Below are 13935 nucleotides of genomic sequence, written 5' to 3' on the forward strand. Positions count from 1 at the left end.
GGCGGTAACGAAAGAGGATAAACCGTGTCCCGTATTATTATGCTGATCCCTACCGGAACCAGCGTCGGTCTGACCAGCGTCAGCCTTGGCGTGATCCGTGCAATGGAACGCAAAGGCGTTCGTCTGAGCGTTTTCAAACCTATCGCTCAGCCGCGTACCGGTGGCGATGCGCCCGATCAGACTACGACTATCGTGCGTGCGAACTCTTCCACCACGACGGCCGCTGAACCGCTGAAAATGAGCTACGTTGAAGGTCTGCTTTCCAGCAATCAGAAAGATGTGCTGATGGAAGAGATCGTCGCAAACTACCACGCTAACACCAAAGACGCTGAAGTCGTTCTGGTTGAAGGTCTGGTCCCGACACGTAAGCACCAGTTTGCCCAGTCTCTGAACTACGAAATCGCTAAAACGCTGAATGCGGAAATCGTCTTCGTTATGTCTCAGGGCACCGACACCCCAGAACAGCTGAAAGAGCGTATCGAACTGACCCGCAACAGCTTCGGCGGTGCCAAAAACACCAACATCACCGGCGTTATCGTTAACAAACTGAACGCACCGGTTGATGAACAGGGTCGTACTCGCCCGGATCTGTCCGAGATTTTCGACGACTCTTCCAAAGCTAAAGTAAACAATGTTGATCCGGCGAAGCTGCAAGAATCCAGCCCGCTGCCGGTTCTCGGCGCTGTGCCGTGGAGCTTTGACCTGATCGCGACTCGTGCGATCGATATGGCTCGCCACCTGAATGCGACCATCATCAACGAAGGCGACATCAATACTCGCCGCGTTAAATCCGTCACTTTCTGCGCACGCAGCATTCCGCACATGCTGGAGCACTTCCGTGCCGGTTCTCTGCTGGTGACTTCCGCAGACCGTCCTGACGTGCTGGTTGCCGCTTGCCTGGCTGCCATGAACGGCGTAGAAATCGGTGCCCTGCTGCTGACTGGCGGCTACGAAATGGACGCGCGCATTTCTAAACTGTGCGAACGTGCTTTCGCTACCGGCCTGCCGGTATTTATGGTGAACACCAACACCTGGCAGACTTCTCTGAGCCTGCAGAGCTTCAACCTGGAAGTTCCAGTTGACGATCACGAGCGTATCGAGAAAGTTCAGGAATACGTTGCTAACTACATCAACGCTGACTGGATCGATTCTCTGACTGCCACTTCTGAGCGCAGCCGTCGTCTGTCTCCGCCAGCGTTCCGTTATCAGCTGACTGAACTTGCGCGCAAAGCGGGCAAACGTATCGTACTGCCGGAAGGTGACGAACCGCGTACCGTTAAAGCAGCCGCTATCTGTGCTGAACGTGGTATCGCAACTTGCGTACTGCTGGGTAATCCGGCAGAGATCAACCGTGTTGCAGCGTCTCAGGGTGTAGAACTGGGTGCAGGCATTGAAATCGTTGATCCAGAAGTGGTTCGCGAAAGCTATGTTGGTCGTCTGGTCGAGCTGCGTAAGAACAAAGGCATGACCGAAACCGTTGCCCGCGAACAGCTGGAAGACAACGTGGTGCTCGGTACGCTGATGCTGGAACAGGATGAAGTTGATGGTCTGGTTTCCGGTGCTGTTCACACTACCGCAAACACCATCCGTCCGCCGCTGCAGCTGATCAAAACTGCACCGGGCAGCTCCCTGGTATCTTCTGTGTTCTTCATGCTGCTGCCGGAACAGGTTTACGTTTACGGTGACTGTGCGATCAACCCGGATCCGACCGCAGAACAGCTGGCAGAAATCGCGATTCAGTCCGCTGATTCCGCTGCAGCCTTCGGTATCGAACCGCGCGTTGCTATGCTCTCCTACTCCACCGGTACTTCTGGTGCAGGTAGCGACGTAGAAAAAGTTCGCGAAGCAACTCGTCTGGCGCAGGAAAAACGTCCTGACCTGATGATCGACGGTCCGCTGCAGTACGACGCTGCGGTAATGGCTGACGTTGCGAAATCTAAAGCGCCGAACTCTCCGGTTGCAGGTCGCGCTACCGTGTTCATCTTCCCGGATCTGAACACCGGTAACACCACCTACAAAGCGGTACAGCGTTCTGCCGACCTGATCTCCATCGGGCCGATGCTGCAGGGTATGCGCAAGCCGGTTAACGACCTGTCCCGTGGCGCACTGGTTGACGATATCGTCTACACCATCGCGCTGACTGCGATTCAGTCTGCACAGCAGCAGTAATCTCGTCATCATCCGCAGCTTTGCGCTGCGGATATCTGAACCGGAAATAGTCACTATTTCCGGTTTTTTATTCTCTTAATTTGCATTAATCCTTTCTGATTATCTTGCTTAACTGCGCTGCATCAATGAATTGCGCCATTTCACTTTGCATACTTACCACTTTGTTTTGTGCAAGGGAATATTTGCGCTATGTCCGCAATCACTGAATCCAAACCAACAAGAAGATGGGCAATGCCCGATACGTTGGTGATTATCTTTTTTGTTGCTATTTTAACCAGCCTTGCCACCTGGGTAGTTCCGGTGGGGATGTTTGACAGTCAGGAAGTGCAGTATCAGGTTGATGGTCAAACAAAAACACGCAAAGTCGTAGATCCACACTCATTTCGCATTCTGACTAACGAAGCAGGCGAACCTGAGTATCACCGCGTACAGCTGTTCACGACGGGCGATGAACGCCCGGGCCTGATGAACTTCCCGTTTGAAGGGTTAACCTCAGGATCGAAATACGGGACAGCCGTTGGCATCATCATGTTTATGCTGGTGATTGGCGGCGCGTTTGGCATTGTGATGCGTACAGGAACCATTGATAACGGTATCCTGGCGCTTATTCGCCATACCCGCGGGAATGAAATTCTCTTTATTCCTGCGCTGTTTATTCTGTTTTCACTTGGCGGCGCGGTATTTGGTATGGGAGAAGAGGCCGTCGCCTTTGCCATTATCATCGCACCGCTAATGGTCCGGCTGGGCTATGACAGTATTACCACCGTCCTGGTGACCTATATTGCCACGCAAATCGGTTTTGCCAGTTCGTGGATGAACCCGTTTTGTGTGGTCGTTGCTCAGGGGATTGCCGGCGTTCCGGTGCTTTCTGGCTCCGGGTTGCGCATCGTGGTGTGGGTTATCGCCACTCTGATTGGCCTGATCTTTACCATGGTGTACGCCTCACGAGTGAAAAAGAATCCTCTTCTGTCACGCGTGCATGAGTCCGACCGCTTCTTTCGTGAAAAGCAGGCGGATGTTGAACAACGTCCGTTTACCTTTGGTGACTGGCTGGTATTGATTGTCCTGACCGCCGTAATGGTCTGGGTGATTTGGGGCGTGATCGTTAATGCCTGGTTTATTCCAGAAATTGCCAGCCAGTTCTTCACCATGGGTCTGGTGATTGGCATCATCGGCGTTGTTTTCCGCCTTAACGGCATGACGGTTAATACCATGGCTTCATCCTTTACCGAAGGGGCGAGAATGATGATCGCCCCTGCCCTGCTGGTGGGTTTCGCCAAAGGGATTTTGCTGCTGGTTGGTAATGGTGAAGCAGGTGATGCCAGCGTGTTAAATACTATCCTCAACAGCATTGCCAATGCCATTAGCGGTCTGGACAACGCGGTCGCGGCCTGGTTTATGTTGCTCTTCCAGGCGGTATTTAATTTCTTCGTGACGTCCGGTTCTGGTCAGGCGGCGTTAACCATGCCGTTACTGGCACCGCTTGGCGATCTGGTCGGTGTTAACCGTCAGGTTACCGTGCTGGCGTTCCAGTTTGGTGATGGCTTCAGTCACATCATTTACCCAACCTCAGCTTCGTTAATGGCAACGCTCGGTGTTTGCCGGGTGGACTTCCGTAACTGGCTGAAGGTGGGCGCGACCCTACTTGGACTGCTGTTTATTATGTCCAGCGTCGTGGTGATCGGCGCTCAGTTGATGGGCTACCACTAAAAATGTTAAGAGCCGCAATTGCGGCTCTTTTTTCATTCTGCCGTTTCAGTCTCTACGGCTTCATTTTTGGCATTGCGCTTCATCCACAACGCCAGCGCTTTCAGCGAGTCTGGAGTGAACTCATCGCAGCGTGCGGTGATTTCTTCCGGCGTCAGCCAGCAAACTTCACTGACTTCATCTTCCTGTAGGGCGAAGGGACCGTGAGAGACGCAGCTGAACAATGCGCCCCAGACACGGCAATTTTTATCTTCGAAATAGAACTGCCCGTGCTCGGCAAAGGGGACACCGGCAATGCCCAACTCTTCTTCCGCTTCGCGACGCGCGGATTCCAGCAGTTGCTCATCGGCCTGAACCACACCGCCTGCGGTCGCATCTAACATGCCGGGTAAAAAGTCTTTTGTCTCGGTACGACGCTGGACCAGAATTTTGCCCATGCCATCATGCACGACGATGTAAGTTGCACGATGACGCAGACACTGTGCCCGCATTTGTTCCCGGCTGGCTTGTGCAATGACTTCGTTCTCTTCATTGACAATATCCACCCATTCAGTACTTGCCAAACGACGCTGTTCCATTATCAGGAAACCTTCTTTTTCTGGCGCTCTTACGGCGCATTATGAGTTGTGGGTAAATTACGGATTAATCGCGACCTGCGCAATGATACTTTGATCATTGAGTGCGATTACACTAAGTACGTCATTATCCAGCATGCCATAACTCGCCGGATTACCGCCTTTCGGAATACTCACCGAGCCGGGGTTGAAGTGGAAAATCTCCCCCCGCTGTTCTGCCACTGGCAGATGGGTATGGCCGTACACCAGCACATCGTTCTGGTTTAAAGCAGGCAGATTTTCCGGGCCAAAAAGATGACCATGCGTCAAAAACAGACGTTGTTTTTCCAGTAATACCTGTTGCCACGGCGCGGTTATCGGGAAATGCAGCAGCATTTGATCCACTTCGCTGTCGCAGTTGCCGCGCACAGCGATAACCTTATGTGCCACTTCATTAAGCCGTTCAGCGACTTTGGCTGGCGCGTAACCCTCCGGTAAAGCATTACGCGGGCCGTGATTCAACACGTCGCCAAGGATCACCAGCCACTGGGCACCGCTTTGGGCAAACAACTCCAGAACACGTTCCGTCGCCGGTAACGACCCATGAATGTCCGATGCAAACATCAGTTTCATCACTCACTCCTCGTCGAAAAAACGTAAGCTATGATACTGGATTCTGTCGTTGCTATCAGCCAGATTGCTTCGCCGAAAGTGCAATAAAACGCTGGACAGACGCTCGCTGCCACTGGAATGTCGCATAATCCACCAGGCATTCTGGCACCTCATCGCCATGTAGTACCAGGCGGTTAATCATTAGCGCCAGATCAGTATCAGCAATGCACCATTCACCAAATAAATTCGGCTGACCCAGTACTAACAAATGTTCTGCCATCGCGAACAGTTTCTCTGCACTGGCTTTTCCCTCGGCCGTTAGTGGCGCTTTTTTCGCCCCCGCAAAGACAACATCCGTCGGACGCTCTTCGCGGATGGGCATCAGATCGCTGCGCAGCCAGGCCTGAATCTGTCGTGCACGTGCACGATTTTCTAAATCAAGCGGATAAATACGTTCCCAGGTCGGTGGCGCAAATCGATCTTCCAGATACTCCGCAATGGCAGAAGATTCACTCAACTCAAAATCATCGATTTGTAATAACGGCACACGGCGTGTCTGACCGTAACCTTGCCACGTCGGTTGCAAATGTTCACCGCTGTCGAGGTCGATGGTCTTGATATGAAACGACAGGCCTTTTTCCTGCAACGCCACCCAGGCGGATAACACATAAGGGGAGAAACAGTGGGCATCTGACCAAAGCGTGATAGCGGGTTTACTCATTATGTCCTCGGCAATAAAGGGGGCTGGCTATCAAACTATAGAGCCTTTTTGTCACTGTCACGTGACGAATACTCACGTAAGTCGCCGTGCTTTCTATACTTGTGGTGTTCAGATGATTAGACAACCGGAGCTGCAATGATCGATCTCTATTTCGCCCCGACACCCAATGGCCACAAAATTACGCTGTTTCTCGAAGAAGCAGGGCTGGATTATCGCTTGATAAAGGTAGACCTGGGGAAAGGCGGTCAGTTTCGCCCGGAATTTTTGCGCATTTCGCCTAACAACAAAATTCCGGCAATTGTTGATCATTCTCCAGCCGATGGCGGCGAACCGCTAAGCCTCTTTGAATCTGGTGCCATTTTGTTGTATCTGGCTGAGAAAACGGGGCTCTTTTTGAGTCATGAAACGCGTGAACGCGCCGCCACATTACAGTGATTATTCTGGCAGGTAGGCGGACTGGGGCCGATGCTTGGGCAAAATCATCATTTTAATCACGCAGCCCCCCAAACCATTCCTTACGCTATTGAACGTTATCAGGTTGAAACTCAGCGTCTGTACCATGTACTGAACAAGCGGCTGGAAAACTCGCCCTGGCTGGGAGGCGAGAACTACAGCATTGCGGATATTGCCTGCTGGCCGTGGGTTAATGCCTGGACTCGCCAGCGAATTGACCTCGCAATGTATCCGGCAGTCAAGAACTGGCATGAGCGGATCCGTTCGCGCCCTGCCACCGGGCAGGCACTGCTAAAAGCACAACTCGGTGATGAGCGTTCGGATAGTTAACAGAAACAGGTTCTCGTGTATTATTTCATCCTAAGTAAAACAACGGAGAACCTGCAATGGCACAACCTGCCGCTATTATTCGTATAAAGAACCTTCGTTTACGTACATTTATCGGAATTAAGGAAGAAGAAATTAACAACCGTCAGGATATTGTTATCAATGTGACGATCCACTACCCCGCCGATAAAGCGCGCACTAGCGAAGATATCAACGATGCGCTGAATTATCGCACCGTAACGAAAAACATTATTCAGCATGTAGAGAATAACCGTTTCTCTTTGCTGGAAAAATTAACTCAGGATGTGCTCGATATCGCACGTGAACATCACTGGGTGACGTATGCTGAAGTGGAGATCGATAAACTGCACGCGCTGCGCTACGCCGATTCGGTATCCATGACCTTAAGCTGGCAGCGTTAACCGCCATATCGGGAGGCTGCATGAACATAGTGATCACCGGAGGGACGGGATTAATTGGTCGCCATTTGATTCCACGTTTGCTGGAGCTGGGCCATCAAATCACGGTAATGACGCGTAACCCGCAGAAAGCCAGTTCCGTGCTCGGGCCGCAGGTGACGCTATGGCAAGGGCTTGCCGATCAAAGCAACCTCAACGGCGTTGATGCGGTAATCAACCTCGCCGGAGAACCGATTGCTGATAAACGCTGGACTCACGAGCAAAAAGAGCGTCTCTGCCAAAGCCGCTGGAATATCACGCAAAAACTGGTCGATTTGATTAATGCCAGCGACACGCCACCGTCGGTACTCATTTCCGGCTCGGCAACGGGCTATTATGGCGACTTAGGTGAAGTGGTGGTTACCGAAGAGGAACCGCCGCATAACGAATTTACCCATAAACTCTGCGCCCGCTGGGAAGAAATTGCCTGCCGGGCGCAAAGTGACAAAACGCGAGTGTGCCTGCTGCGTACCGGTGTAGTGCTGGCACCGGATGGCGGTATTCTCGGTAAAATGCTGCCGCCGTTTCGTCTTGGCCTGGGCGGACCGATTGGCTCTGGTCGGCAGTATCTGGCCTGGATTCATATTGATGATATGGTCAACGGTATTCTCTGGCTGCTGGATAACGAGCTGCGCGGGCCATTTAATATGGTTTCGCCCTACCCGGTACGCAATGAACAATTTGCCCATGCGCTCGGTCATGCGCTGCATCGCCCGGCCATTTTGCGCGTCCCCGCGACCGCCATTCGACTGTTAATGGGCGAATCTTCAGTACTGGTATTAGGTGGACAACGCGCGCTGCCTAAACGGCTGGAAGAAGCGGGTTTTGCGTTTCGCTGGTACGATTTAGAAGAGGCGCTGGCGGATGTCGTTCGCTGATGTGGTTTACTGCAAACATCCGCCAGTTAACTCCCGGTGTTACAGGGTTAGTGGCTTTGCGCGATAAGATCGTCTGGTGAAAGTCGGGTCACCATCATAACTAACTCTCGGTCTAAACCTCTATCCAGCATCTCCTGAGCAATACGCAGGGCTTCTTCGCGTTTGCCAAGAATTAATCCATCATTCCGCCCTTCTTCACGTAATCTGTCAGCAATGGTCATCAGTTTCTCCTTTTCCTGTGGTGCGCGTTCTGCTATCTCACCAATAAATGCACGGAAACGCTGGGCATCTCCCGTTTGTAATACATAATTAAACAGGGCTTTTAGCTGTCTGTCATTAGTGTTCCCTGTAACTAGCAGCGAAACAATTTGGTCGACTAATCCCAACAGATCGCGCTGACGAATATGTTTCTGAATTAACTCCAACAGCGCCATTTTGCGATGTTGCATAATCTCGTCATCCGGCACCACGGTAATATCCACCAACGGAAAAGCCGATGAATATATTTTACGGGCAATCGCAGGCTCGGCAAATTCATCAAGCCAGCAGAGTGAATAAGGATAAGGACTTCTGCAACCATGATAAAACAGCATCGGGATCACCAATGGAAGCTCTTTATAGCCCGCATCAAGATGGTTTTGCATTGCCGCAATGGAATAACGCATCATGCGAAAAGCCATTAATTCTTCCGGCTTACTTTGGTGCTCTATCACTACATAAATATAACCCACTCCCTCCTGCGTTTTCACAGACCACAAGAGGTCGGAATAATATTGCCGCAGGTCTTCATCAATAAAACTGTTTGGTTCCAGTTTAAGCGTCGTTAAATCACACAGTTTGCGCAGCGGCGCGGGAAGATGAATATCAATAAAATCCCGCGCGGTGTCTGGATGGCGTAAAAAAGATTTAAATACCGCATCATGCGGCGTGGAAGTTGTCGATATTGTCATGGCGTTCCGTCACCCCTCAAATTTAAGATGACGCGACAATAACCACGATTAACACCCAATGCAGCAGGCAGTTTTTATCTTTGGACAGCGAATTCAGAAGTATTTTTAGCGGACTGCAACTTTTACATTTCAGCGGAAGCTGACTCGCAAATTCCCCTTGAAAATACTCCGGCAGCGTTAGCCACCGGAGAGGCAATTATTTCAGCGAACCTTTAAGGAACTGTTGCAGACGAGGGCTTTGCGGGTTGCCAAATAACTGCTCCGGCGCGCCTTCTTCCTCTATTTTCCCCTGATGGAGGAAAATGACGTGAGTAGAAACATGACGAGCAAAGCCCATTTCGTGAGTCACTACCACCATGGTTTTCCCCTCTTCTGCCAGTTGCTGCATAATGCGCAACACTTCGCCTACCAGTTCAGGATCGAGCGCCGAGGTAGGTTCATCAAACAGTAAAACTTCCGGTTCCATCGCCAGCGCCCGCGCGATAGAAACACGCTGTTGCTGACCGCCGGAAAGATGCACCGGATATTTCCCCTGTGCACGTTCGTCTATCCCGACTTTTGCCAGATACTTCACCGCCCGCTCGCGCGCTTCCTGCTTGCTCAGGCCCAACACCTGAATCGGCGCTTCCATGACGTTTTCCAGCACCGTCATATGGCTCCAGAGATTGAAGTGCTGGAATACCATCGTCAGGCGTGTGCGCAGTAAGCGCAGTTGATTTTTATCGGCGACTTTGAGTTGACCGTCTTTGTCGCGCACCAGATTGATCGTCTGGCCATTGACCACGATCGACCCTTCACTCGGTTTTTCGAGGAAGTTAATGCAGCGCAGAAAGGTACTTTTCCCCGATCCCGACGATCCGATGATGCTTATTACATCTCCGGCATTCGCTTGCAGTGACACCCCTTTCAGCACTTCGTGTTCGCCATAGCGTTTGTGCAAATCGATAACGTTTAATTTATTCTCGGACATCGTATTCTCAGTGCGTTGAAGAAGGTTTCACATGCTGCAACCAGCGTTTTTCCGCTCTGCGAAAGAGGCTGATCAGGACATAAGAGATGATTAAATAGAGCACCGCGGCAATGCCGAAGGCGGTAAAAGGTTGATACGTGGCGGCGTTAATATCGCGGGCTATTTTCAGCAGATCCGGCACCGTGGCAGTAAATGCCAACGCAGTAGAGTGCAGCATCAGGATCACTTCGTTGCTGTATGCCGGTAACGCAATACGCAGCGCAGAAGGCAAAATAATGCAGCGATACATTTTAAAAGTCGAGAAGCCATAGGCTCTGGCGGCTTCAATTTCCCCATGCGGAACCGAACGGATTGCCCCAGCAAAAATCTCGGTAGTGTAAGCGCAGGTGTTAAGCGTCAGCGCCAGCACGGTACAGTTCAGGCCACTGCGGAAAAAGGCGTTAAGAAACTCGGTCCCCTTAACAATCTCCAGCGTATACATGCCGGAATAGAACACCAGCAACTGAACATACAGCGGCGTACCGCGAAAAATATAGGTAAATAACCAGATTGGAAACTGGATGTATTTATTACTGGAGACACGACCAATCGCCAGAAACAGCGCCAGGACTCCGCCTATCACTACCGACAAAATAAGCAGCCACAGAGTGATCGCCACACCAGTAAAGCGATAACCGTCGGTCCACAGCAGCGGTTTCCAGTATTCATGTAAGATTTCGATCACAGGTCAGCCCTCTTCACACCCACGGAGTAGCGGCGCTCAAGGAACAGCAGCACACCATTGGAAACGGTGGTGAAAACCAGGTAAATCACGCCACAGACGATGGCGAAATAGAACGGTTCCCAGGTACTTTTGCCTGCCAGCTGCGTGGCTTTGACCACATCTTCCAGGCCGAGTAACGAAACCAGTGCGGTAGATTTGAGGATCACCTGCCAGTTGTTGCCAATGCCTGGCAGGGCGTAACGCATCATCGCCGGAAACATGATCCGCCGAAACACTTGCCCACGAGTAAAACCGAACGCCGTCGCCGCCTCTATGTGTCCTTTCGGCACTGCCATAAACGCGCCACGGAACGTTTCGGTGAAGTAAGCACCGTAGATAAAACCGAGAGTGATAATACCAGCGACCATCGGATCGATATCAATCTGCCCGACGCCCATCGCCTCCGTCACCGTGTTTAGTGCAATCTGCAAACCGTAGAAAATCAGCAGCATCAACACCAAGTCCGGCACGCCACGAATCAGCGTGGTGTAGCCTTCGAAAATCAGCCCCGAAAGCCGATTTTGCGAGAGCTTACCGCCAGCGCCAATTAAACCGATGATTACAGCGAGCACTACAGAGCTGATAGCCAGCTCCAGCGTGACGAGCGCACCCTGTAAAATAACACCTGAAAACCCATACAACATGCTGCCTGTCCTGTCGTGTGTGGTGAATTACCGCCTCTTGTCTCCCTCCGGTTACCCGAAGGGAGCGGGCTTTCTTTCACCGATGGCGATTAGCCACCATAAACATCAAAATCGAAGTACTTTTTCGCTAATTTCTCGTAAGTACCGTCAGCGCGCATTTCGGCAAAGGCTTTGTTCAGTGCTTCGCGCAGTTCGTTATCTTCTTTACGCAGGCCCATGCCGGTCCCTACGCCAAACAGTTTTTCATCTTTAACAGACGGGCCACCGAATTTGTAATCTTTACCGACAGGTTGTTTGAGGAAACCTTCGCTGGCAGCGACCTCATCCTGGAACGCGGCATCAATACGTCCGGCAGTCAGGTCAGAATAAATGTTGTCCTGCCCCTGATACGAGACGATTTCAATGCCTTTTGGTGCCCAATGTTCATTACCGAACGTCTCCTGGGTGGTGCCCTGCAATACGCCTACCCGTTTGCCTTTCAGCGACTCGACTGTCGGCTGAATGTCAGAATTTTTCGCCACCACCAAACGAGAATCGGCAGCGTACAGTTTGTCGGTGAAGGCTATTTCTTGCTGACGTTTTTCCGTAATGGAAAGCGATGACATGATGGCGTCAATCTTCTTCGCTTTTAAGGACGGGATTAACGCATCCAGCGGATTTTCGACAAACGTACATTGCGTATTGATGCGTTTGCATAATTCCTTTGCCAGATCGATATCGAAGCCAACCAGTTCGCCTTGTGAATTTTTTGATTCAAATGGCGCATAGGTCGGGTCGGTACCGATGCGGATGTTTTGCGGAATCGCAGCAAATGCCGCAGTTGCGCTGGAGAAGGCCAGAACCAGAGAGAGCGATAGCACCAGTTTTTTCATAATGTCCTCAACTGACAGTCTTTTTATAGGGAATATTTACAGGTTTGTTACACTTATCGTGCCATAAAATTGACCATCAAGGCAAAATATCCCGCCCCGTTAGACGTATTATTTTTCATTAAAAATGCTTAAGTATGCATTTCAATGCACCACTATAGTGCAACAAACCTGGCGTGCACCATGATGATCATTCCATCAGGTACAGCTTCCCAGCGACGTATCAGTCACCGTAGACATTAAAGTCAAAATACTTTTTCGCCATCTTGTCGTAAGTGCCGTCCTGACGCAGCTCTCCAAGCGCCTTATTAAACGCAGCCGTCAGTTCAGTATCATCTTTACGTAGCCCTACACCGGTGCCATCACCGAAGTATTTTTTGTCTTTCACTGATGAGCCAGCAAAAGCGAACTCTTTACCGGCGGGTTGCTTGAGGAAACCTTCGCTGGCCGCCACTTCATCCTGCAGTGCGGCATCCAGACGTCCTGCAGCCAGATCGGAATAGACCAAATCCTGGTTGGCATAGGCCACCACATCCACACCTTTGCTACGCCAGGTCTCGTTAGCGTAAGCTTCCTGGGTTGATCCCTGCAGCACACCCACATGTTTACCTTTCAGTGAATCCAGCGTTGGCTGAATCGGCGAACCTTTGGCGGCAATCAAACGAGAATCTGCGGCGTACAACTTGTCGGAGAAAGCAATCTCCTGCTGACGTTTATCGGTAATGGAGAGCGACGAAATAATGGCGTCGATTTTTTTCGCTTTCAGTGAGGGGATCAGCGCGTCAAAGTCACTGGCAACCCAGGTACATTTCACCTGCATCCGTTTGCACATCTCGTTACCGAGATCGATATCAAAGCCAACAAAATCACCTTTAGCATCTTTCGACGAGAACGGCGCATAGGTGGTATCGGTTCCGATACGTACCGTCTCCGGTAGCGCCGCATAGCTGGAAGCCGCTGCGGAGAGACCGACTAACAAAGACAGAGCGAGAATCGACTTCTTCATACATAACCCTCAAGTGAAAATGGCTTTTTATGTTGTGTATTGTGTTGTGTGTTTGCAGGCTCTTTCATGCAGGTCTTATGCCATCTTGACGACAACAGTAACATTCAACGTTAAATATGTTAATAAGACGTTGCATTATTGTCCTAAAGTTGAAGATAGCAGGTATAGCGGTTGAATCGCAGCGTTTCGATTGAATGGCAGAAACAAAATGTCGAGGATTTGATCGCGGTTGCAAAATTGCCCTGAAACAGGGCAACAGCGGAGTTATGCGCCCTGCCAGCGGGCAAAGAGATCTTCAGGAAGGGTTATTGCAAACTGGTCAAGAACACGATTAACCGTCTGATTTATCACATCATCAAGGGATTGCGGGCGATGATAAAACGCCGGAACGGGAGGCATAATCACCGCACCGATTTCTGCTGCCTGAGTCATTAAACGCAGATGACCTAAGTGCAATGGTGTTTCACGCACGCAGAGCACCAACGGGCGACGCTCTTTCAGCACCACATCTGCCGCACGGGTCAGTAAGCCATCAGTATAGCTATGGACAATGCCGGAAAGGGTTTTGATTGAACAGGGTAAAATCACCATCCCCAGCGTCTGGAAAGAACCGGAAGAGATGCTGGCGGCAATATCGCGCGCATCGTGCGTGACATCGGCTAACACCTGCACTTCGCGCAGGGAAAAATCCGTTTCGAGGGATAAGGTCTGGCGCGCCGCCTGGCTCATTACCAGATGCGTTTCGATATCTGTGACATCGCGCAGAACCTGTAATAAGCGCACGCCATAAATCGCGCCGCTGGCACCGCTGATGCCCACAATAAGTCGTTTCATAAATAGTTACCCTGTCAGAC

The 13935-nt window shown here is 51.1% G+C and carries 14 protein-coding genes and 1 pseudogene; 5 read left to right on the forward strand and 10 right to left on the reverse strand.

Features of this window, described 5'->3' with window-relative positions; translation table 11 throughout:
- Positions 1 to 24 precede the first annotated feature (24 nt).
- Entirely contained in the window at positions 25 to 2169 is a 2145-nt protein-coding gene (gene pta, locus HUZ68_RS15525; RefSeq protein WP_000086716.1) for a phosphate acetyltransferase, read from the forward strand.
- Between the two features lie 189 nt (positions 2170 to 2358).
- Positions 2359 to 3879, forward strand: a complete 1521-nt coding sequence (gene yfcC, locus HUZ68_RS15530) for a putative basic amino acid antiporter YfcC (protein WP_001274493.1) — start codon at positions 2359 to 2361, stop codon at positions 3877 to 3879.
- A 32-nt stretch (positions 3880 to 3911) separates the two neighbouring features.
- Here yfcC and yfcD read toward each other — a convergent pair whose 3' ends face one another.
- From yfcD to yfcF, 3 genes are read right to left on the reverse strand one after another with little or no spacing between them, the layout of a single operon-like run.
- Positions 3912 to 4454: an NUDIX hydrolase YfcD gene (gene yfcD / locus HUZ68_RS15535; protein WP_000437935.1), complete on the reverse strand. Its 543-nt coding sequence runs from the start codon at positions 4452 to 4454 to the stop codon at positions 3912 to 3914.
- 57 nt (positions 4455 to 4511) lie between these two features.
- Positions 4512 to 5063 carry a phosphodiesterase gene (yfcE, locus tag HUZ68_RS15540; protein WP_000772452.1) on the reverse strand — a complete coding sequence of 184 codons (552 nt, stop codon included), beginning with the start codon at positions 5061 to 5063 and terminating at the stop codon, positions 4512 to 4514.
- Between the two features lie 55 nt (positions 5064 to 5118).
- On the reverse strand, positions 5119 to 5763 hold the full coding sequence (yfcF, locus tag HUZ68_RS15545; protein ID WP_033815400.1) for a glutathione transferase: 645 nt from the start codon (positions 5761 to 5763) through the stop codon (positions 5119 to 5121).
- Between the two features lie 135 nt (positions 5764 to 5898).
- Between yfcF and yfcG the strand changes: the two are divergent.
- The 3 genes and pseudogenes from yfcG (at position 5899) to HUZ68_RS15560 (ending at position 7879) form a co-directional block, all read left to right on the forward strand.
- Positions 5899 to 6546: pseudogene (gene yfcG, locus HUZ68_RS15550) on the forward strand (GSH-dependent disulfide bond oxidoreductase).
- A gap of 56 nt (positions 6547 to 6602) precedes the next feature.
- Positions 6603 to 6965, forward strand: coding sequence for a dihydroneopterin triphosphate 2'-epimerase (folX, locus tag HUZ68_RS15555; protein ID WP_000068457.1), 363 nt, complete (start codon positions 6603 to 6605; stop codon positions 6963 to 6965).
- Between the two features lie 20 nt (positions 6966 to 6985).
- Positions 6986 to 7879, forward strand: coding sequence for a TIGR01777 family oxidoreductase (locus HUZ68_RS15560; RefSeq protein WP_001028312.1), 894 nt, complete (start codon positions 6986 to 6988; stop codon positions 7877 to 7879).
- 47 nt (positions 7880 to 7926) lie between these two features.
- On the opposite strand, the gene rpnB is transcribed toward HUZ68_RS15560, so the two are convergent.
- The 7 genes from rpnB to ubiX all read right to left on the reverse strand — a co-directional run bounded on the left by rpnB (position 7927) and on the right by ubiX (position 13915).
- Positions 7927 to 8829, reverse strand: coding sequence for a recombination-promoting nuclease RpnB (rpnB, locus tag HUZ68_RS15565; RefSeq protein WP_000156142.1), 903 nt, complete (start codon positions 8827 to 8829; stop codon positions 7927 to 7929).
- Positions 8830 to 9025: 196 nt separating this feature from the next.
- A complete protein-coding gene (gene hisP, locus HUZ68_RS15570; RefSeq protein WP_001293612.1) occupies positions 9026 to 9799 on the reverse strand; it encodes a histidine ABC transporter ATP-binding protein HisP in 774 nt (257 codons plus the stop codon).
- 7 nt (positions 9800 to 9806) lie between these two features.
- Positions 9807 to 10523, reverse strand: coding sequence for an ABC transporter permease (locus tag HUZ68_RS15575; RefSeq protein WP_000569958.1), 717 nt, complete (start codon positions 10521 to 10523; stop codon positions 9807 to 9809).
- Positions 10520 to 11206 (reverse strand): histidine ABC transporter permease HisQ, encoded by a 687-nt coding sequence (gene hisQ / locus HUZ68_RS15580; protein ID WP_000965518.1) that lies wholly within the window; start codon positions 11204 to 11206, stop codon positions 10520 to 10522. Before hisQ ends, HUZ68_RS15575 begins: the two co-directional genes overlap by 4 nt.
- Before the next feature lie 89 nt (positions 11207 to 11295).
- Positions 11296 to 12078, reverse strand: a complete 783-nt coding sequence (gene hisJ / locus HUZ68_RS15585) for a histidine ABC transporter substrate-binding protein HisJ (RefSeq protein ID WP_000737621.1) — start codon at positions 12076 to 12078, stop codon at positions 11296 to 11298.
- 220 nt (positions 12079 to 12298) lie between these two features.
- On the reverse strand, positions 12299 to 13081 hold the full coding sequence (argT, locus tag HUZ68_RS15590; RefSeq protein WP_000748264.1) for a lysine/arginine/ornithine ABC transporter substrate-binding protein ArgT: 783 nt from the start codon (positions 13079 to 13081) through the stop codon (positions 12299 to 12301).
- Positions 13082 to 13345: 264 nt separating this feature from the next.
- Positions 13346 to 13915: a flavin prenyltransferase UbiX gene (ubiX, locus tag HUZ68_RS15595; RefSeq protein ID WP_112924920.1), complete on the reverse strand. Its 570-nt coding sequence runs from the start codon at positions 13913 to 13915 to the stop codon at positions 13346 to 13348.
- Between the last annotated feature and the right edge of the window lie 20 nt (positions 13916 to 13935).

The organism is Shigella dysenteriae (genome assembly GCF_022354085.1).
GTDB classification, from domain to species: Bacteria; Pseudomonadota; Gammaproteobacteria; order Enterobacterales; family Enterobacteriaceae; genus Escherichia; species Escherichia coli.

Coding starts and splice junctions, on each gene's coding strand:
- yfcD (WP_000437935.1), bottom strand. CDS start 4,454: ATGGAACAGCGTCGTTTGGCAAGTACTGAATGGGTGGATATTGTCAAT.
- hisQ (WP_000965518.1), bottom strand. CDS start 11,206: ATGTTGTATGGGTTTTCAGGTGTTATTTTACAGGGTGCGCTCGTCACG.
- argT (WP_000748264.1), bottom strand. CDS start 13,081: ATGAAGAAGTCGATTCTCGCTCTGTCTTTGTTAGTCGGTCTCTCCGCA.
- yfcF (WP_033815400.1), bottom strand. CDS start 5,763: ATGAGTAAACCCGCTATCACGCTTTGGTCAGATGCCCACTGTTTCTCC.
- HUZ68_RS15560 (WP_001028312.1), top strand. CDS start 6,986: ATGAACATAGTGATCACCGGAGGGACGGGATTAATTGGTCGCCATTTG.
- ubiX (WP_112924920.1), bottom strand. CDS start 13,915: ATGAAACGACTTATTGTGGGCATCAGCGGTGCCAGCGGCGCGATTTAT.
- hisP (WP_001293612.1), bottom strand. CDS start 9,799: ATGTCCGAGAATAAATTAAACGTTATCGATTTGCACAAACGCTATGGC.
- rpnB (WP_000156142.1), bottom strand. CDS start 8,829: ATGACAATATCGACAACTTCCACGCCGCATGATGCGGTATTTAAATCT.
- hisJ (WP_000737621.1), bottom strand. CDS start 12,078: ATGAAAAAACTGGTGCTATCGCTCTCTCTGGTTCTGGCCTTCTCCAGC.
- folX (WP_000068457.1), top strand. CDS start 6,603: ATGGCACAACCTGCCGCTATTATTCGTATAAAGAACCTTCGTTTACGT.
- yfcE (WP_000772452.1), bottom strand. CDS start 5,063: ATGAAACTGATGTTTGCATCGGACATTCATGGGTCGTTACCGGCGACG.
- yfcC (WP_001274493.1), top strand. CDS start 2,359: ATGTCCGCAATCACTGAATCCAAACCAACAAGAAGATGGGCAATGCCC.